Origin of the sequence: Vibrio sp. B1ASS3 (assembly GCF_905175355.1) — a bacterium.
GTDB lineage: Bacteria > Pseudomonadota > Gammaproteobacteria > Enterobacterales > Vibrionaceae > Vibrio > Vibrio owensii.
Map to the genome: position 1 here is coordinate 1,948,351 of NZ_HG992742.1, position 21,352 is coordinate 1,969,702.

Annotated in this window: 14 protein-coding genes; 3 read left to right on the forward strand and 11 right to left on the reverse strand. The window is 45.8% G+C overall.

What is annotated here, in order from left to right; all coding sequences use genetic code 11:
• Nucleotides 1–93: 93 nt before the first annotated feature.
• Together KJB05_RS09095 and KJB05_RS09100 are read right to left on the reverse strand one after the other, a co-directional pair.
• Nucleotides 94–720 carry an OmpA family protein gene (locus KJB05_RS09095; protein ID WP_033007034.1) on the reverse strand — a complete coding sequence of 209 codons (627 nt, stop codon included), beginning with the start codon at nucleotides 718–720 and terminating at the stop codon, nucleotides 94–96.
• 1 nt (nucleotide 721) lies between these two features.
• Nucleotides 722–2,038, reverse strand: coding sequence for a TolC family outer membrane protein (locus KJB05_RS09100; protein ID WP_005443787.1), 1,317 nt, complete (start codon nucleotides 2,036–2,038; stop codon nucleotides 722–724).
• Nucleotides 2,039–2,440: 402 nt separating this feature from the next.
• On the opposite strand from KJB05_RS09100, the gene KJB05_RS09105 reads away from it, so the two are divergent.
• A complete protein-coding gene (locus KJB05_RS09105; protein ID WP_213053113.1) occupies nucleotides 2,441–10,195 on the forward strand; it encodes a Calx-beta domain-containing protein in 7,755 nt (2,584 codons plus the stop codon).
• A gap of 51 nt (nucleotides 10,196–10,246) precedes the next feature.
• Here the strand turns inward: KJB05_RS09105 and KJB05_RS09110 are convergent, their stop codons facing one another.
• A complete protein-coding gene (locus KJB05_RS09110; protein WP_208445553.1) occupies nucleotides 10,247–11,440 on the reverse strand; it encodes a class I SAM-dependent methyltransferase in 1,194 nt (397 codons plus the stop codon).
• 186 nt (nucleotides 11,441–11,626) lie between these two features.
• Nucleotides 11,627–13,030, reverse strand: a complete 1,404-nt coding sequence (locus KJB05_RS09115) for a methyl-accepting chemotaxis protein (protein WP_009706143.1) — start codon at nucleotides 13,028–13,030, stop codon at nucleotides 11,627–11,629.
• An 88-nt stretch (nucleotides 13,031–13,118) separates the two neighbouring features.
• Between KJB05_RS09115 and yccX the strand changes: the two genes are divergently transcribed.
• A complete protein-coding gene (yccX, locus tag KJB05_RS09120) occupies nucleotides 13,119–13,391 on the forward strand; it encodes an acylphosphatase (protein ID WP_033007078.1) in 273 nt (90 codons plus the stop codon).
• 45 nt (nucleotides 13,392–13,436) lie between these two features.
• On the opposite strand, the gene KJB05_RS09125 is transcribed toward yccX, so the two are convergent.
• The 6 genes from KJB05_RS09125 to KJB05_RS09150 form a co-directional block, all read right to left on the reverse strand.
• Nucleotides 13,437–13,766: a TusE/DsrC/DsvC family sulfur relay protein gene (locus KJB05_RS09125; protein WP_005443942.1), complete on the reverse strand. Its 330-nt coding sequence runs from the start codon at nucleotides 13,764–13,766 to the stop codon at nucleotides 13,437–13,439.
• Between the two features lie 353 nt (nucleotides 13,767–14,119).
• Entirely contained in the window at nucleotides 14,120–14,782 is a 663-nt protein-coding gene (locus KJB05_RS09130) for a Bax inhibitor-1/YccA family protein (protein WP_005446774.1), read from the reverse strand.
• A 354-nt stretch (nucleotides 14,783–15,136) separates the two neighbouring features.
• A complete protein-coding gene (locus tag KJB05_RS09135; protein ID WP_005443945.1) occupies nucleotides 15,137–15,886 on the reverse strand; it encodes an amino acid ABC transporter ATP-binding protein in 750 nt (249 codons plus the stop codon).
• A gap of 23 nt (nucleotides 15,887–15,909) precedes the next feature.
• On the reverse strand, nucleotides 15,910–17,007 hold the full coding sequence (locus KJB05_RS09140) for an amino acid ABC transporter permease (protein WP_039989208.1): 1,098 nt from the start codon (nucleotides 17,005–17,007) through the stop codon (nucleotides 15,910–15,912).
• 1 nt (nucleotide 17,008) lies between these two features.
• Nucleotides 17,009–18,214 (reverse strand): amino acid ABC transporter permease, encoded by a 1,206-nt coding sequence (locus tag KJB05_RS09145; RefSeq protein WP_039989207.1) that lies wholly within the window; start codon nucleotides 18,212–18,214, stop codon nucleotides 17,009–17,011.
• Between the two features lie 80 nt (nucleotides 18,215–18,294).
• Complete coding sequence (locus KJB05_RS09150; RefSeq protein ID WP_208445554.1) at nucleotides 18,295–19,323, reverse strand: amino acid ABC transporter substrate-binding protein; 1,029 nt, start codon at nucleotides 19,321–19,323, stop codon at nucleotides 18,295–18,297.
• Nucleotides 19,324–19,784: 461 nt separating this feature from the next.
• Between KJB05_RS09150 and KJB05_RS09155 the strand changes: the two genes are divergently transcribed.
• Nucleotides 19,785–20,705, forward strand: a complete 921-nt coding sequence (locus tag KJB05_RS09155) for a bifunctional precorrin-2 dehydrogenase/sirohydrochlorin ferrochelatase (protein WP_122067573.1) — start codon at nucleotides 19,785–19,787, stop codon at nucleotides 20,703–20,705.
• A 135-nt stretch (nucleotides 20,706–20,840) separates the two neighbouring features.
• On the opposite strand, the gene KJB05_RS09160 is transcribed toward KJB05_RS09155, so the two are convergent.
• On the reverse strand, nucleotides 20,841–21,323 hold the full coding sequence (locus KJB05_RS09160) for a YajQ family cyclic di-GMP-binding protein (protein WP_005443962.1): 483 nt from the start codon (nucleotides 21,321–21,323) through the stop codon (nucleotides 20,841–20,843).
• Between the last annotated feature and the right edge of the window lie 29 nt (nucleotides 21,324–21,352).

Genomic DNA, 21,352 nt, shown 5'->3' on the forward strand with positions numbered 1-21,352 from the left:
AGGAAGGGGCGAGTGTGTTCCTTCCGCTTTGTATCACTAACTAAAAAGGTCTAGCAAATGCTAGACCTTTTTATTAATGATTAGAACAAGACACTAACTCTTAGGTAGGGTTGAGAAAATAGTCCATTCCTTCTTGATTTCGCCTTTATAACCAACCACTGTCGCTGTTACACGTCGGTTTAACGCATGACTTGTTTCATCAGTACCTGTTGACGCTAGGTTGGTTTCACCAAAGCCAACAATACGCAGACGGTCTGGAGATATGCCGTTGTTAATCAACTCTTGTCTTACACTCTCTGCCCGGCGTTTTGAAAGAGCGAGGTTATACTCATCAGTGCCAGTAATGCTCGTATAACCTTGCAACTCGATTGATGTTGTAGGGTACTCTTTTAAGAAGTCAGAAAGATCACTGATTTGTTTAGCAAAAACAGGGTCAATCTCAGAAGAATCGTTTGCGAATAAGACTCGTATCTGCATTTCTTGAGACGATTTCGCGTATTCACCACAGCCATCGTTATCGATCTCCGCACCTTCCGGAGTTCCTGGGCAGAGGTCTCGTGCGTTGATAACACCATCGCTGTCATCGTCGATTAAGTCGGCAATCTGGTTAGCGTTCGGCGTTTCTATGTATTCATATTCATCGCCTGTTACTCTGTTTGAGTTAGAACCGCTGCATGCTGAAATCAAACAAACCGTGAAAAAAATAGGTATTATCTTCATATTAATACTCCACTTTCTCTAGCCACTCTTGCGGAATATCGATGCGCAATGAGTTAAGCAGTTGTCCAGTTGCGTTCATAACACGGTACTTAGCGTATTGCTCTGCGTATTTCGCATCCAAATAATCTTTACGAGCTTCAAAAAGTTCGTTTTCCGTGTTGAGTAAGTCTAGTAATGTACGCTTACCGATGCGGTATTGCTTCTCGTAAGCAATGACAGTTTTTGCTGCAGAGTCTACATGGTCTGATAAGAATTCTTTTTGTTGCAGGGTTAAGTCCAAAGCACTCCAAGAAAGTCTCAATCCTTCCTCTACGTTTTGATATGCTCCTTCACGTAAGTCTTTTGCTTTGTTTAGTTGGTATGCAAAATTTTCAGAGTTTGCTGCGTCGCTACCACCATTGTAAAGGTTATAACGAAGTCTCAGCATGGCGAGTGTCTCATCACTTCTGCCTTTTAAACCGTCTGCATCATCACGCCACGTTTGTGAAGCCTCGATAGAGAGTGTAGGGTAGTTAACCCCTTTTGATTGTTTGTATTGGAATTTCGCTGAGTCAACGTCTGCAAGTGCTACCTGAATCACAGGGTGCACCTCAAAAGCTAAACCAATGGCATCGTCAATTGTGTATGGAAGAAAATTTTCATCAGCTCTTGGGAAAATCAAACCTTGAGGAGTTTGCCCGACAAGTCGTGTGAACATGGTGTGAGAATCAAAGAGGTTATTTTGTGCTGCCGCTAAGTTACCATGCGCTTTTGCCAAACGAGCTTCAACTTGGGTTAAGTCTGCTGTCGACCCAATTCCCGAATTGACGCGTTTCTTAATGTCCGCATAGATTTTCTTGTGTACCGCTAAGTTGTTCTCAGAGAGAGTTAGAATTTCATACGCTTTGACAGCATCAAGGTACACGTTTGTTACCTCAAGAGCCGTATCAGAGGCATCTGCCAAGAGCTGAAATCTAACGGATTCTGCATCCGCAGCCGTTCGGTCTATATCGTTGAGTGTCGCGCTCCCGTCCCAAATTAATTGAGTTAACGTCACCGATGCCTCTTTCCTTGTGTAGTCAGTATCCCCTCTACCGCCTTCATCAGATGGATCAAGACCTTCGTAGCCAATCCCCGCATCAAGATCGATTGAAGGTAGGTAAGCACCCGAAGCCGCCTCATTTACGTATTTTCGGCTGTTGAACTCATTAAATGCACTTTTAATGTCTGGGTTGTTTTTGAGTGTTAGTGCTACCGCTTGCTCTAAAGTTTGACCGAAAACGGATGGAGATAGTATCAAACTACAGCAACAAGCTATTTTCAGTTGATTCCATTTCACGGTGGTTCTCCTAGAAAATTCGTATTTCTTTTTTGATATTTCATCTCAAGAGTGAGACAAAACGTCATAAATAACAGTCGTGTGTCGGTTTAATGATCAACTTCCTGCTAACCCTAGGCTTTTATTCAGAAAATCCAGTAACTCGCCTTATAAAACCTTAGCACATATGAGAAATGTTGCTCATTCGACTAATGGTTCTTTTAGAAAGAAAAGCTTGAATTCTTAATATCATAGCGTTCTTCACCGTAATTTGACGCTCCAGCAAAGCAAACTCCGCCCCCAGAGTTTCTACTTACGTCTACGTGTTTACGTACAACGAAAAACAAATGATTTGACTAAACTATAGTCGTATTTGTTGGGGTGACAAACTTTTGACGTCTTCTGGCGTCGGTGAGGTGATTTATGGATAGAGTGGCCTTTAGCTCGTTATTTACCAATATTGTGGTTATTGGAGTCGATGGGGAAATCAAGACTTTGGAACCAGGGCAGTTACCAGCACCTGGGGAGTTAATAATTACTGAAGTCTCGGATACTTCAGAGCTTAATTTCGAGCAGGTGACCCCTGATGGTAGCTCAATAAATGTCACGGACGACATCACTGCACTGATTGAGGCAATCGCAGCGGGTGAAGACCCAGCGCAGTTAGAAGGAGACTTTGAAACGGCGGCTGGTGAATCATCGGGCTCCAGCCCTCAAACTACAGGGGCAGTTGATCGGACGGGTGCTGAATCTTTGGCCAGCACAGACTTTGAAACTGTCGGTACCGCGATTGCTTTGTCTGAGACACAAGAGCTCTCGCTCTTGGAGTTTATTCGTGAGCAAATCATTCCTGCACAAGCCATTGTTCAAGAGATATCTAGTCCAACGATAAGTGAAGGACAACAAGCCACTTTCGACATAACACTTGATCAACCATTGCCGCAGCAGACCGATATTGTGTTTTCACTTAGTGAGGATACTGCTACGGGTGGAACTGATTACAACGATACCGCTGTGACCATTACGTTCGAAGATGGAAGTTCGGAAGCAGTAAACGTGGATGAAAATGGTACTTTCACGGTTACGATTCCTGCTGGCAATGATTCTTTCAATATCTCAGTAGATACGATCAATGATGACCTTTTTGAAGGCAGCGAAACTTTTACCCTAACTGGAGGAACGCAGGGGCAATCAGAACCCGCGACTGGTGTCGCCACGATCATAGATGACGGTTCTGGCCCTGGTTCAAACCCAGATGATGACAGACCTACTGTCGCATCCATCACTGACACAACTGTAAACGAAGGTGATGCCGCCACTTTGGACGTTACACTTTCAAACCCAAGTACAACAGATACGACGGTAATCATGAACCTAGCAGACGGTACTGCAGAAGGTGGTATTGATTACACGAACACATCGGTCACAATCACATTTGCAGATGACAGTACGCAGGTGATTGCTGTAAATCCAGACGGTAGTTTTGAAGTCTCCGTTCCTGCGAATGACACCTCTTATAGTGTGACTATCAATACAACGGACGATGACATTTTTGAGGGAGCAGAGACCTTTGAGTTGTCTGGTTCGACACTCAATCAAAATGGAGAACAAAGCGGCGCGGTAACGATACTGGATGATGGTACAGGGCCAGGCTCTGACCCGGACGATGACCGTCCAACGGTATCTATCAGTGATGCAGGCACAATCAACGAAGGTGACATTGCCAATTTCGTTGTCTCGCTCACTAACGCTTCTGAAGCGCCAGTTGATGTTCAACTCGACCTTAATTTCGGTGATACCGAAGCTGGCGATTTAGGCACACTAGAATACAACACTGGCTCAGGTTGGTTAATGGTACCAAACGATGGTGTGGTAACTGTACCTGCAGGACTGACAGAGTTTGATGTCCGTATCGCGTCGATTGACGATGAAGTGTTTGAAGGTCCAGAGAACTTTACGGTAGATGTCACTGGCCTTGGTGCAGTTCAAGGAGCAGATACTGGCACCGCGACTATTGTGGATGACAATACAGGTCCTGGTCCCGATCCAGACGATGATCGTCCAACGGTATTTATCAGTGATGCCGGCACCATTAACGAAGGTGATACTGCCAATTTCATTGTCTCGTTGACTAATGTTTCTGAAGACGATGTTCAGGTAGAACTTGGTCTTAATCTTGGCGACACAGAAGTAGGTGACCTTGGTACACTCGAATACAACACTGGCTCAGGTTGGTTAGCGGTACCAAACGATGGTGTGGTAACTGTACCTGCAGGACTGACAGAGTTTGATGTTCGTATCGCGTCGATTGACGATGAAGTGTTTGAAGGTCCAGAGAACTTTACGGTAGATGTCACTGGCCTTGGTGCAGTTCAAGGAGCAGATACTGGCACCGCGACTATTGTGGATGACAATACAGGTCCTGGTCCCGATCCAGACGATGATCGTCCAACGGTATTTATCAGTGATGCCGGCACCATTAACGAAGGTGATACTGCCAATTTCATTGTCTCGTTGACTAATGTTTCTGAAGACGATGTTCAGGTAGAACTTGGTCTTAATCTTGGCGACACAGAAGTAGGTGACCTTGGTACACTCGAATACAACACTGGCTCAGGTTGGTTAGCGGTACCAAACGATGGTGTGGTAACTGTACCTGCAGGACTGACAGAGTTTGATGTTCGTATCGCGTCGATTGACGATGAAGTGTTTGAAGGTCCAGAGAACTTTACGGTAGATGTCACAGGCCTTGGTGCGGTTCAAGGAGCAGATACGGGCACCGCGACTATCGTGGATGACAATACAGGTCCTGGCCCCGAACCAGACGACGACCGTCCAACGGTATCTATCAGTGATGCTGGCACCATTAACGAAGGTGACATGGCGAACTTCATTGTCTCGTTAACTAATGCTTCCGAAGACGATGTTCAAGTTGAACTTGGCCTTAATCTTGGTGATACCGAAGTCGGTGACCTTGGAACCCTTGAATACAACACGGGCTCAGGTTGGTTAGTTGTACCAAATGATGGTGTGGTAACTGTACCTGCAGGCTTAACTGAGTTCGATGTCCGAATCGCATCGATTGATGATGAAGTCTATGAAGGTCCAGAAAACTTTACGGTAGACGTAACCGGTCTTGGTGCAGTTCAAGGTACTGACACTGGCACCGCGACTATTGTAGATGATGGCTCCGGCCCAGGCCCTGACCCAGATGATGATCGCCCAACTGTTACATCAATTACCAGTACCACTGTAAATGAAGGTGAAGTTGCGACTTTAGACGTCACCTTAAGTAATGTAAGTACAACCCCTACAGTGGTGAATATGACCCTAGCAGATGGAAGCGCGGAAGGTGGGGTTGATTACACTAATACGCTGGTTACGATTACTTATGAGGACAATACCACTGAAGTTATTAATGTAGAGCCTGACGGTAGTTTTGTTGTAACAGTGCCAGCAAACGATTCTGCATATAGCGTCACAATGAGTACGACTGATGACGAGCTTACAGAAAATACAGAAACATTTACCTTATCAGGTGCTACGGATGTTCAAGGTGTCCCGGCAATAGGTACTACGACTATTATCGACAACGATGCCCAACTTGTTGCTTCTATTTCTAACGAACTCATTAATGAAGGCGAAGCAGGAGCATTTGATGTAACGCTAAGTAATGCCAGTGATACAGACTCTATAGTCAGCATGACACTTACCGATGGCACAGCAGACGGCGGTGTGGACTACACCGATACGCAGGTGACGATCACTTATGCGGACAACAGCACCGAAGTTGTCGCGGTAAACCCTGACGGCTCATTTAATGTCACTGTTCCTGCCAACGACACTACATACAGCATCACAGTTAGCACAACGGATGATGATTTGTTCGAAGGCCCAGAGACCTTTACGCTGTCTGGTGCAACTGCCGTACAAACCACGCCAGCAGAAGGTACGGGCACAATTGTTGATGATGGCAGTGGCCCAGGTCCCGATCCAGATGATGACCGTCCTACCGTGGCGTCGATCAGCTCAACCACCGTCAACGAAGGCGACCCAGCGACACTTGATGTGACCATGAGTAATGCCAGTACAACAGATACTGTTGTCAGCATGACACTCGCCGATGGCACAGCAGACGGAGGTGTGGATTACACCGATACACAGGTGACGATCACTTACGCGGACAACAGCACCGAAGTTGTCGCGGTAAACCCTGATGGTTCATTCGATGTTACCGTACCTGCCAATGACACCACATACAGCATCACCGTTAGTACAACGGATGATGATTTGTTCGAAGGCCCAGAGACCTTCACACTAAATGGTGCAACTGCTGTACAAACCACGCCAGCAGAAGGTACAGGTACGATTGTGGATGATGGCAGTGGCCCTGGTCCCGATCCAGATGACGACCGCCCAACCGTGGCATCAATTAGCTCAACCACGGTTAACGAAGGCGACCCAGCGACACTTGATGTGACCATGAGTAATGCAAGTACAACGGAAACCGTTGTCAGCATGACACTCGCCGATGGCACAGCAGACGGCGGTGTGGATTATACCGATACGCAGGTGACGATCACATATGCGGATAACAGCACCGAACTTGTAGCGGTAAATCCTGATGGTTCGTTTGATGTCACCGTGCCTGCCAACGACACCACATACAGCATCACCGTTAGCACAACGGATGATGACCTATTTGAAGGCCCTGAGACCTTTACATTGTCTGGTGCAACTGCTGTACAGACTACGCCGGCAGAGGGTACAGGTACGATTGTTGATGATGGCAGTGGCCCGGGTCCCGATCCAGATGACGACCGTCCTACCGTGGCATCGATCAGCTCGACCACCGTCAATGAAGGCGACCCAGCGACACTTGATGTGACCATGAGTAATGCAAGTACAACGGAAACCGTTGTCAGCATGACGCTCTCTGATGGCACAGCAGACGGCGGTGTCGATTACACCGATACACAGGTGACGATCACTTACGCGGACAACAGCACCGAAGTTGTCGCGGTAAACCCTGACGGCTCGTTCGATGTTACCGTACCTGCCAACGACACCACTTACAGCATCACTGTTAGCACAACGGATGATGATTTATTCGAAGGCCCTGAGACCTTCACACTAAATGGTGCAACTGCTGTTCAAGCCACGCCAGCAGAAGGTACGGGTACGATTGTTGATGATGGCAGTGGCCCAGGTCCCGATCCAGATGATGACCGCCCAACCGTGGCGTCGATTAGCTCAACCACCGTCAATGAAGGCGACCCAGCGGCACTTGATGTGACCATGAGTAATGCAAGTACAACGGAAACCGTTGTCAGCATGACGCTCGCCGATGGCACCGCAGACGGTGGCGTGGATTACACCGATACACAGGTGACGATCACTTATGCAGATAACAGCACCGAAGTTGTAGCAGTAAATCCTGATGGTTCATTCGATGTCACCGTGCCTGCCAACGACACCACTTACAGCATCACTGTTAGCACAACGGATGATGACTTATTCGAAGGCCCTGAGACCTTTACATTGTCCGGTGCAACTGCCATACAAACCACGCCAGCAGAAGGTACGGGTACAATTGTTGATGATGGCAGTGGCCCAGGCCCTGATCCAGATGACGACCGTCCTACCGTGGCATCGATCAGCTCGACCACCGTCAATGAAGGCGACCCAGCGACACTTGATGTGACCATGAGTAATGCGAGTACAACTGATACCGTTGTCAGTATGACACTCGCTGATGGCACAGCAGACGGTGGCGTGGATTACACCGATACGCAGGTGACGATCACTTATGCGGACAACAGCACCGAAGTTGTAGCGGTAAACCCTGATGGCTCGTTCGATGTTACCGTACCTGCTAACGACACCACATACAGCATCACCGTTAGTACAACAGATGATGACCTATTTGAAGGCCCTGAGACCTTTACATTGTCCGGTGCAACTGCCGTACAAACCACGCCGGCAGAGGGTACAGGTACGATTGTTGATGATGGCAGTGGCCCTGGTCCCGATCCAGATGACGACCGTCCTACCGTGGCATCGATCAGCTCAACCACCGTCAATGAAGGCGACCCAGCAACACTTGATGTGACCATGAGTAATGCAAGTACAACAGATACCGTTGTTAGCATGACACTTTCTGATGGCACAGCTGACGGTGGCGTGGATTACACCGATACACAGGTGACGATCACTTATGCGGACAACAGCACTGAAGTTGTCGCGGTAAATCCTGACGGTTCCTTTGATGTCACTGTTCCTGCAATGGATACAACATTTAGCGTTACGATGGAAACATTAAATGACGATATCTATGAAGGTGATGAAACATTCACACTATCGGGTTCGACGTCTGTTCAAACTACGCCTGCGGTCGGTACGGTAACGATAGATGATGAAGCTGATAGACCAAGCGTTGCAGATATCACAGATATACAAGTTACCGAGGGTGAGGACGCGACCTTTAATGTCACATTAAGTAACGCGAGTACGGTCGCGATTTTAGTCAGCATGTCACTACTTGATGGAACCGCTTTAGCAGGGGATGATTTTAATGCGACATCCGTGACAATTACTTATGCCGACAATACGACCGAAGTGGTAAATGTGGCGCCTGATGGAACGTTTGATGTCTCAGTTCCTGCAAACGATACGACATTTAGCGTTACGGTTAATACTCTTGAAGATCAAGTTTATGAGCAATCAGAAAACTTCACGTTGACTGGCGAAATCCAAGGCCAAAATGTCGCAGCTTCCGGTATTGGTACAATTCTTGACGATGACAACACACCTCCAACCGTAGAAGATTTCAATATCATTATTGATTTGAATAACCCCGGTGAAGATGCGTTGATTGATTTTGGTCCTTATGCGCAGGACTTGGAAGATGACTTCGATCCTTTCGATGATAAAGAAACCAGCATTTGCATCACGACGCTCCCTGAGTATGGGTATCTTTACTACTTTGATGACCAGAATAATGAGGTTGTACTCGAAATAGGAGATGTTATCCCTGAATCAACAGAGGTGCGTTATGCGCTTACTGAAGACTTCTTCGACGAACAAAGTTTTGATTCACAAGACTTGTTGGATGAGTTTGATAAAGACTTTATCGCGGACACTGTTGACGTTAATGGCTTGAGTTTCTTTGGTGGAACCATCGATAGCAACGGAGATTTTGTTAACAACGCTCAAATCAAAGTGGACTTTGCAAACCAACAAGTTGGTTTGGTCGTTGTATCTCCGGGAGAAACCGGACAAGGTGATGAGATCAGTACGAGCGAGTTCATTGCGATTGAGCTAGACGAAGGCCTTGAGGCCGAAGAAGCTCGCCTCGATCTAGCGAGCTTAAATGACCGCTTTAATAGTGGAGCTGCTTGGATCAATGTTTATTTCTACATGGATGGTGTTCTAGCAGGAACGCAGGTCATTCAAACCTCTGACATTGTGTTTACCGGTAATCAAGAAGGTTTTGCCACAGTGGCTATTACTAACGGTAGTTTCGACGAAATTCGCTTGTTCCCAGAGACGAACAGTGCGAGTGACAAAGCGAGTTTTACTCTCGTTGGTACTCAGATTACCAGCTTTAACAATGTAAACGACTCCTTTGATTACAAGGCAATAGATTCAGATGGTCTCACCAGTGCAGATACTGCAACCGTGGATATTGATTTTACCAATGTGTCTGTTGATGCGGTCGAAGCGTTTGGTGTTCAAGTGGGAGCGTTGCAAGTTAATACTATTCAAGGAACTGACCAGAATGACAACTTAGTCGGAACGGACAGCAATGACATCCTGATCGGTGGACTTGGAGACGATGTACTCACAGGTGGTGAGGGTAACGATGTATTTAAGTGGACAGAAATGGAAACGGCAACAGATACGGTCACCGATTTTGAAAGCGGAGATTCATTAGACTTTACGGACTTGTTTGATGACGTGAGTGACAGTGATATATCTGTTCTGCTAGATGACCTGAGCTCGGGTGACTATGCTGGGCAGGTGGACGACATCTCAGTTTCTGTAACGGAAGATGGTGGAAATTCAACATTGACCATCAACAAAGATGGTCAGCAGCTTGAAGTGAACTTTGACGGCGCATCGGCGGCTGATATCGCAAACAGTATCATCACCAACCTCGAGCAATTGAGAGAATAAAAAAACGGAGCGAAAGCTCCGTTTTCTTTTTGAGTTGGTTTTAATCAGCAATTATAGAACCTTACACGCAAAACCTTTTAGGTAGAAACCTTCTGGGCAAGCCGTATCTGTTGGGTGATCGGCAGCTTGCTCAAAACGCTCTACAAACTTAACTTGGCGGTTTGCATCTACTGCGGCGTCTGCAATGATTTTTTGGAACAGAACTTGGTCCATCAAACCTGAGCATGAGTAGGTCAGTAACGTGCCACCCGGGTTTAGAATTTGCATCGCCAACATGTTGATGTCTTTGTAGCCACGACATGCACCGTTTAGCTGTGCTTTACTTTCTGCAAACTTCGGTGGGTCCATGATCACAACATCGAACTTCGTACCTTGGTCACGGTATTCGCGTAGTAGTTTGAACACGTCAGCGTTTAGGAACACAGCGCGTTTTTTCGAGATATCAAACTCGTTCAGTTCTGCGTTGAACTTAGCAGTGTCTAGAGCCGGTTGTGATACGTCCGCATTGATAACGCGTTTTGCGCCGCCTTTTAGTGCGTACAGACCAAAACCGCCGGTGTACGAGAAACAGTTCAGAACTTCTTTGTCTTTCACGTACTTCATCGCTTGTTGGCGGCTGTCACGTTGGTCTAGGTAGAAGCCCGTTTTATGACCACCAACGATGTCTACGCTGATTTTCACGCCGTTCTCTTCAATCACCACTGATTTTGGTGGCTCTTCACCGTGCAGTACGCCAGTGGTTTCTTTCAAACCTTCTTTCTTACGTACCGCGACGTCTGAACGCTCGTAAACGTTGCAGTCTGGGAAACACTCAACCAAAGCATCAACAATCGCTTGCTTGTTGTATTCTGCGCCCGCACTTAGAAGCTGGCACACAAAGAAGTTTTGGTAACGGTCGATGGTAACCCCAGGCATACCATCAGATTCTGCCGCGATAAGACGGTAGCCAGTTAGGCCATCGCGCTCGATGATGTCTTCACGAAGAAGCTGAGCGTTGTTGAAACGCTTAACGAAGAAGGCTTTGTTGATTTCTTCTTTTTCAAAACTCCAGATACGAGCACGAATTTGAGAAGCTGGGGAATATGCCGCTTTAGCTAGCCATTTTCCGTCGTGAGTGAATACATCAACGGTTTCGCCAAGAGCAGGTTCGCCCTCAACTTTACTGATGCCTCGAGAGAAGATCCAAGGGTGCTTGCGCTTAACCGATTTCTCACGACCTTTAACCAAATAGATAGCAGCTGTCATTTCTTTAGCTCTTGTTGAATTTTGAAAGGGGCGTATTGTCCGGGATGTTGCCCGCAAAAGCAATATCCATCGGCAATCCAATCATTTGTAGAGGCTTTAATTATAAACTGATGAGTGGAGTAACGGATGGGTTTTTCAGATACAAAAAAGGGCCACCGAAGTGACCCTAGTTATTCGTTTAAGCGATCAAGCTTTCAAGCCAGTCAGTAGCGACTCCATGGTGTCACTTTGAGCTCGAAGCTGCTCAACGTTTTGCGACGTTGTGCTGATCATCGTACATACATTGTTTGCTTGTATGCGAATCTCTTCAACGCTTGATGCAATATTGTCTGCCACCACGCCTTGCTCTTCAGCTGCTGTCGCAATTTGAATGCTGCTGTCTGAGATAGTTTGGTTCTTGTCTGCTAGTGAGCCGATTTCGTGGTTCACTTCAGCCATCAGAGTTTGGCCTTCGTTCGCATTGTGAACCGTGACTTCCATCAGTTTAGTCAGTGATTGGCTGTTACGTTGTAGCGCTTCAATCATTGCTTGAATCTCAACTGTCGCTTGTTGAGTGCGGCCTGCAAGAGCACGAACTTCATCAGCAACAACCGCAAAGCCACGGCCTTGTTCACCTGCACGAGCCGCTTCAATCGCAGCGTTCAAGGCAAGTAGGTTAGTTTGCTCAGAGATACCGTTGATGGTTGTGACCACTTCATCAATCTGCGCTGCGTTTGCATCTAACTCTTCAACTGCTTGAGATGCAGATTGGATCTCAGTAGAAAGGTTCGAGATAGAATGAAGGGTATTTTCCACTTTCACCTGACCTGATTGCGCGACGCTGCGAGCATCATCAGTTTGTGTGCTTGAGTCATGAGCCAGTGTTGCCACTTCACGAATCGTGGAAGCCATCTGCTCTGTTGCACTTGCCAGTGAGTTAAGGTGCTCTTGTTGGGTATTTGAGATCTCAGAGCTGTTGTGGATCGAAAGGTTAAGGTCAGAGCTGATTTGCTGCATCAGCGCTACGGATTCTTGAATCGACTGAACCATCTTTTGTTCGCGATCCGCTACTTTGTCGATAGTAATCGCGATTTCGCTGAACTCATCACGAACACGGAAGAAATTCATACGCGCTGTTAGATCACCATCTGCCAGCGTGTTGAGCGCTTTGTTCATCGTAAACATCGCACCACCAATGAAAGTCATGATGTAGTAAACACCAATCGCGATAATGAACAGAGTCACAAGAATAATACTGACTTGCGCTGTAGAAAGTGCAGTCCATAAAGACTGCTCATGGTTTGCAACTAGGCTAAATGCGCCATTCAATACAGAAACAGAGTCGGGACCAGTACCAAGGGTAATTGTCTCTGAGCCAGCAATAAGGTTTGCAACTTGAGATTGCGAAAGGTTGCCAGCCTCAATAAGTCCCTTCATTAACATCAACTCTTCCTGATACAGACCAGAAATCATGGCGTCAGCGGCACTATTCAGGACTAAAGTGAGAATGACTAATGCAAGAAGAGGAAGGAAGAAGAGTAAATAGAACTTTTCTTGAATTTTTAAATGGATGAGATACTTATCAATCCAACGGAAGGGAATTTCTTTCATAATTATTATAACCATATAAAAACACTATCCTTAGTGGGGTAAATAGACGCAATTAATATATCACTCAAATATAGGGAGCGGTATACGGATGGTACTAAAGTGTGAGAAGTTTCTGATAGTAGGTCACGTACAAGGGGTAGGATTTCGATACCACACATCGCATCAAGGATTGAAGCTCGGTCTAACGGGCTATGCGAAGAACCTAAACAACGGAGATGTTGAAGTGATTGCCTGTGGTACAGAAGAGCAAATTGCCGCGTTTTCGAAGTGGTTAGAAGAAGGACCACGGACAGCGAGTGTGGACAGTGTCACTCAGGAAAGTGTGTCTTACAAACCTTTCCGCGGATTTAAGATCTTATAGCGTTATAAGCTGTCATTTTGTAAGTGGTATTTTTAAACCAGAGCCTTACAAACATTTCGCTGGTTTAGGAAGGCCTGCCAATTTGGTTGCCTGTTTCGCTGGGCCTTTCTTAAACAGTTTGAACAGGTACTTGCTGTTACCTTTCTCAGGGCCGTGCGCTTTTTCCATCGCTTTCACAAGCATTCTTACCGCAGGTGAGGTGTTGAACTCCTCATAAAAGTCGCGTACGAAGTGAACCACTTCTAAGTGCGCATCGGTAAGCTCGATCTCTTCATCTTTTGCTAGAAGCTCAATCATGCCTTCTTCCCACTGAGTGTGGTCAAGTAGGTAGCCTTGAGCGTCGGTTTCAATTTCTTTGCCGTTGTAAACGAACATAGCTCTATTTCCGCTAAGTAACCATTGATAAGTATAGGGTAGCGTAGAGGCTGGCTTGTGCTCAACAAAAGAATCTGTTAAGTCGACTGAGCGAATTAAATTCATACGATTCAAAATATTAAACTGTGGGAGACAATCGTTAAGCTTACACCTTTCGAGTTATGCAAGAAAATGTAAACCTATGCAGGTTGTTAGAAAATTCTCGGGGTGAGTATTTCTATTTTTGCATGAGTATTCAATTTGTTGTTTGAGGGGCGGTGTAAAAAGGAAGGTAACATCCACAAGGTAAGGTGCAAAGAAAAAGCCCGAAGTACAACTTCGGGCTTTTTGGAGCTTCAATTCAATCTGACGGTTTAGTCGTCGTTCATGATACCTAGAATGCTTAGTAGGCTGATGAAGATGTTGTAGATTGAAACATACAGCGTAATTGTCGCAGAGATGTAGTTTGTTTCGCCGCCACGGATGATGCCTTGAGTAGTCATCAGGATTGCCATGGTAGAGAAAACAATAAACAAGCTGCTCATTGCTAGGTGCAGGATAGTAGATTGGATGAAGATACTCGCAATCATACCCACAACTAGAACAACGAACAGTGACAGCATTAGACCACCCATCATAGATAGGTCACGCTTAGTTGTCAGTGCGTAAGCAGAAGCTGCCATGAATGACAGAGCAGTACCGCCAAGTGCTGTTAGCACAACGTCGCCCATGCCAGCACCGATGTACATGTTTAGAATTGGACCGATGGTGTAACCTAAGAAACCCGTAAATAGGAATGTAAATACAAGACCCATGCTGTTGTTACGGTTCTTTTCAGTCAGGAATAGTAGACCGTAGAAACCGACCAACATTAGGATGATACCTGGACGTGGTAGGTTAAACGCCATCGATACGCCAGCAACCAGTGCTGACCATAGTAGGGTCATAGAAAGTAGTGCATATGTATTACGCAATACTTTGTTGGTTTGTAGAGCACTCTCTTGAGTAGTAGTGCGAGAAAACATAGGACTGTTCATAATCTTCCTCTATAAGGGACTGTCTTATCTTTAATATATAGACATATATGGGCCCGATAGTTCAAAAAATCAAGCCCGCCACATGTACATCTAGAACAAAATAATAATAGAAATAATGTGTTATGTATGTGGCAACTTGTAACACAATATTACCGCCTTGCCTAGCGGAGAAAGGCTTATTATTCAAAGCTCTGAAGACCAGTTCACGCAGAATGTTGTAACGTTGCGCAAATTTACAACGCGTTGAATCAACTGGACTTTCGTAACATGGTCTGTTTGCCAATATGAGAGTAAAGAAAAAGCGCTGATATTAAGCTCAGCGCTTTGTCGGTTATCCCGGTGTTCAGAATGCGTTTAATGGTGAAGAATCTGAGCCAAGAAGTTCTGTGTACGATCCGATTGCGGGTTCTCAAAGAAATCGACAGGATTGTTTTCTTCGATGATTTCCCCCGCGTCCATAAAGATGACTCGGTCGGCGACTTCTTTTGCAAAGCCCATCTCGTGCGTTACACACAGCATGGTCATGCCTTCTTCCGCCAGTTCTACCATTACGTCCAGTACTTCACGCACCATTTCTGGGTCCAGTGCAGAAGTTGGTTCATCAAACAGCATCACTTTAGGGCTCATACACAAAGAACGAGCAATAGCTACACGTTGCTGCTGACCACCGGAGAGCTGCCCCGGATACTTGTCCGCTTGATCAGGGATCTTAACGCGCTCCAAATACTGCATTGCGATGGCTTCGGCTTCTTCTTTTGGCATTTTCTTCACCCAGATAGGGGCAAGCGTACAATTCTCTAAAACCGTTAGATGAGGGAAGAGGTTAAAGTGCTGAAAACACATTCCCACTTCACGACGAACCGCCTCAATGTTTTTCAGGTCTTCTGTAAGTTCAGTGCCCGATACATAGATGCTGCCGGCTTGATGCTCTTCGAGACGGTTGATACAACGAATCATGGTCGATTTACCTGATCCCGATGGTCCACAGATAACGATTTTTTCGCCTTTCTTTACGTCTAGGTTGATGTTCTTTAGTACGTGAAACTCACCATACCACTTATTCATGTCCTTCAACTGGATCATATAATCTTGTTGTTGCGTCATAATACGTCCTTGATCTTGATGAGTTATCGTTTGTGACCGGTATGCAATTTGTTTTCAAGCCATATCGAGTAACGTGACATGCCAAAACAAAATACCCAAAACACTAACGCGACAAATACATAACTTTCTGTTGCGAAGCCTAGCCATTCAGGGTCGGTATTCGCAGCTTGTCCAATGCCCAGTACGTCAAACATACCAATAATAAGCACAAGACTGGTGTCTTTAAAGAGACCGATAAAAGTGTTCACAATAGAAGGGATAGTGATCTTAAGCGCCTGTGGCAAAATGATCAGTCCCATCTTCTTCCAATAGGTAAGACCGAGGGCGTCTGCCGCTTCATATTGTCCTTTCGGGATCGCTTGCAAGCCGCCACGTACCACCTCTGCCATGTAAGCCGCACTGAACATAACCACACCGATAAGTGCACGGATTAGCTTGTCAGTTTCTGAGCCTTGAGCCAAGAACAGAGGTAACATCACTGATGCCATGAACAGTACAGTAATGAGTGGGACACCACGCCACACTTCGATGTATACAGTACAGATACTGCGGATGATTGGCATATCTGAACGTCGACCCAGGGCAAGCGCAACACCGATTGGAAGGGAGACGACGATACCAACGAGTGCAATGATCAAGGTTACTAGTAGACCACCCCATTTATGCGTTTCAACCACTTCAAGACCAAATACTCCGCCATAAAGCAAGGCTGCGATAATGAATGGGTAAATGTTTACGAAGAACAACCAAATCCAAATGCGTTTTGGCGTTTTCTCATAAGCAAGTAGCACTGTAAAGATCGCCAATGTGATGTAGAACAGGCGAGGGCGCCAGAGTTCAGCTTCTGGATAGAATCCATACATGAACTGTTCCCAACGGACGCTGATAAAAACCCAACATGCGCCTTCGCGTGTACAGTCATCTCTTGTTGTCCCGACCCAATCAGCATTAACGAACGCCCAATCGACGATATTCCAGAGTGCAGAGAAGACGATGTAAGCCAGAATCAGCGTCACAATCGAGTTGATTGGTCCATTGAATAGATTTTTGCGTAACCAACCTACGACACCAACCGTATTTGCTGGCGGCGGGAGATCTGGCTGAAATTGATGTGTGCTCATATTATCTCTCCACCAGTGCCACTTTACGGTTGTACAAGTTCATCAACGCTGAAGTAATCAAACTCAACGTCAAGTAAACGCCCATGGTCATTGCGATGATTTCAATCGCTTGTCCGGTCTGGTTCAACGTGGTACCAGCGAATACAGAAACCAGATCAGGATAACCAATCGCCATCGCCAGCGAAGAGTTCTTGGTGAGGTTCAAGTATTGGCTAGTAAGAGGAGGGATGATGATACGCAGTGCCTGAGGAATCACGACCAGCTTAAGCGTTTTTGTGCGTGGTAAACCAAGCGACATTGCTGCTTCAGTTTGACCATGGCTCACAGCGTTAATACCAGAGCGCACAATCTCAGCAATGAACGACGCGGTATAGACACTCAATGCCAATAGAAGTGCAGCCAACTCAGGAATGATGCTGATGCCACCTCGGAAGTTAAAACCTTTTAACTCTGGGTACTGTAAAGAGATCGGCATGCCAGCAAGGAAGTAAACCACTAAAGGAAGCACAACAACTAATCCAAGCGCAATTCGGCCCATTGGCGTTTGTTGACCTGTTAAACGCTGCTTATTGTTTGCCCACACGTTAATCAAAACCGTCGCAATGACGCCAAAGATAAGTGCAGCAATAACCAAGCCGCTCCCTGCTTCCATCACAGGCGCTGGGAAATACAAGCCACGAACGTTCAAGAAGATCGCTTCACCAAGGCTCATACTCTGTCTTGGTGATGGGAGCGCTTGAAGAACCGCGAAATACCAGAAAAAGATTTGTAGAAGAAGTGGGATATTTCGGAACGTTTCAATGTATACCGCAGCTAATCGACTCACCAGCCAGTTGGAGGAGAGACGCGCGATACCCATAACAAAACCAATAACGGTTGCGAGGATAATACCAAGCACAGAAACCAGTGCAGTATTAAGAAGGCCAACGACAAAGGTGCGTCCATAAGAGAACGTTTCGTCGTATTCGATAAGAGTTAGGCCGATCCCAAAGCCTGCTTCTTGATTAAGGAAACCAAAACCTGTTGCGATACCACGAGCATCAAGGTTGGTCAGTGCATTGTTGATGATTGTGTAAAAGAAAAATACCAGTGCGGCTACGGCAATGATCTGGAAAAGAGCGGAGCGAAAGGCTGGATTGTAAATCAGGCTCTTACTTCCGCTTGGTTTGGACATCGTACTTGGCGATGCATCATTCGTCGGTTTCATACAGCGATAACCTCAAACCCTTATTTATAGATTCACTCACGAAAAAGGGCGGCATAAACCGCCCTGTGATAATCGTTGTATTAGCGGATTGGTGGCGCGTACATGAAGCCGCCTGCATTCCATAGTGCGTTTACACCACGAGAAATTTTCAGAGGCGAACCTGTACCAACCGTGCGCTCGAAGCTCTCACCGTAGTTACCGACTTGCTTGATAACTTGGTAACCCCAATCGTCACGGATACCTAGACCTTTACCTTTAGGGCCGTCCACACCAAGAATACGTTTGATGTTTGGATCTTTCGATTTCAACATCTCATCTGCGTTCTTAGAGGTAATGCCGTACTCTTCGGCGTTCACCATCGCAAATAGAGTCCACTTCGCGATATTGAACCATTGGTCGTCGCCTTGACGTACAACAGGACCTAGTGGTTCCTTAGAGATGATCTCAGGAAGAACGGTAGCAGAAGAAGGGTCTTTCAAATTCAGACGTAGCGCGTACAGACCAGATTGGTCAGTGGTTAGTACGTCACAGCGGCCAGCATCAAAACCTTTAGAAGTTTGCGCAGCAGTATCAAATACCACTGGTTTGTATGCCATGCCTTGGTTACGGAAGTAGTCTGCAAGGTTTAGCTCGGTTGTTGTACCTGATTGAACACATACTGATGCGCCATCAAGCTCTTTTGCACTTGAAACACCAAGGTCTTTCTTGACCATGAAACCTTGACCGTCGTAGTAGTTCACGCCGACAAAGTTCAGACCAAGAGCCGTATCACGGTGTAGTGTCCAGGTGGTGTTACGTGAAAGCACATCGATTTCACCCGATTGTAGTGCAGTGAATCGTTCTTTAGCGGTTAGGGGTACATACTTAACTTTCGTTTTATCCCCAAGAACGGCTGCAGCCAGTGCTTGGCAATATTCTACGTCGATACCTTCCCATTCGCCTTTTGAGTTAGGGTTTGAGAAACCAGGTAGACCGGTACTAACGCCACAAGTAATAAAGCCTTGTTTTGTGACTTTGTCCAGAGTAGTGTCTGCTGCTTGAGCTGAAGTAGCCATCATGGTAGTAGAAGCCGCTACGACGGAAGCAAGAACTGTGAGTTTATTTGCCATTTGTATCCTTCCTGTATGATCCATGTTAAATCAGGAGCGACCTGATACAACGTGTCCTGTTCATTTGTATTTTCGTCCTACGTGATTGATTTTAGAAGAAACGGTCATCGTCAAATCAATCAGTTATAAGCGTAGGAAAGGATCTGCTAATTCTCAAATATATAATTTAAAAAGAGTTTTGGAGAGAAGTCACAACGTTCCTTGCGATTTAGAATGACGAAATGTTAATTGTTTGTAAATAGTGCAACTAATTGTCAGATTGGTGCATCAGAACAATCGATAAAAGATGGATTAAAACAAGAGGATAATAATTTGTTATTAAAAGTGTCATTAGTGTAGGGTGGCTATGTAAGCCGAAAATTTGAACAAATATTATTTGTGAAGTCGAAACAAGGTGAAGTGATTGCCCCATTTTTGGTAGCATGAATTTCGATAGTTATTTGAAGTGATCATGGATTGAAATGCGATATTTTCCTCTGTTCTTAGATTTAGTAAATAAACCCGTGCTGGTTGTCGGTGGCGGTGAAGTGGCGAGCCGCAAAGTTGAGGCGTTACTTAAAGCTGGCGCAGATATCACCATTGTCTCCCCAAGTCTTGTCGACTTTCTTGATAAACTTGCTCAAGAGCAGCAAGTGCATTGGATTCAACGTTTTTATTCAAGTGACCTTGTCACAAAATCTTTCATTCAAGTGTGGGCAACCACAGATAACCCAGAACTGAATCATCAGGTCTATAAAGACGCAAAAGAGTTGGGCATCTTAGTCAACGTTGTAGACGACAAGCCTTACTGTGATTTCATAACGCCTTCAATGATTAATCGCGGACGTATTCAAATCGCTATCTCGAGTGGCGGCGCGTCTCCTGTATTGATCCGCAACATTCGAGAAAAGTTAGAAGCGATTCTGCCGCAAAACATGGGATTGATGGCGGAGTTTGCTAATTCAAAACGTAACTCTATTAAAGAAGCGCTACCAAGCGTCGATTTACGCCGTAAGTTTTGGGAGAACTATTTCTCTCACCCTGAAGTAGAAAACGCACGTGATAATCGTGAGCTTGAAACCATCTATCAAGAAACCATGGCAAAGCCTCTGGATGAAACAGGAAGCTGCACTTGGATTCAAGTGGGTAAAGATGTAGAGATGCTGCCGATCAAGGCTGTACGATACATGCAGCAAGCAGAATTGGCTCTTTACTCAACCAAATGCGAAGCAGATGTAATGGAGCTGGTAAGAAGAGATGCGGAACGTGAGGCATTTTCTAGCGCAACCGAGCTTTCTGACATGCTTAGAAAGGCCAAAGAAGAGAAACTTCGTGTTTGTGTATTCGTCCCTCAAGGAACAAGTGAGTTTTCTCTCCTACAAGGACAGGACCTTGTAATCTAATAAGAAGCGCAAGTTCATAGCTTCTTGTAATAGGTAGAGGTTCAAAACCGACATACAAAAACGCGACGAACATTTCGCCGGCGTTTTTTATTCCACTGTTCTCATTCTCTTCATTAAGAGAATAGGAGAGCGCAATTAATCACGGAAGTTGTTGTACTGAAATGGGATACCCATCTCTGCTTCACGGATCGTTGCAATCGTCGCTTGCAAGTCATCACGTTTCTTACCCGTTACGCGCAGTTTGTCGCCTTGGATAGACGTTTGAACTTTAAGCTTCGCGTCTTTGATTAGTTTAACTAGCTTTTTCGCTGTTGGCGTATCAATACCTTGGCGGAAAGCAACGTTTTGGTGCCAGTTCTTACCCGTTGCTTCTGGATTTTTTGCATCCATAGCGTTCGCATCAATGTTACGCTTCGCCAAGTGGCTACGTAGGATGTCACGCATTTGCTTAAGCTGGAACTCGCCTTCTGCTGACACTTTTACATTTTCTTCTACTAGCTCAAAGCTCGCATTCACATTGCGGAAATCGAAACGAGTAGACAGTTCACGGTTAGCATTATCAACCGCGTTACGTAGTTCAACGGTATCGATTTCTGAAACAATATCAAACGATGGCATGAAGATTCCTTGATTATCTTGTTATAGGG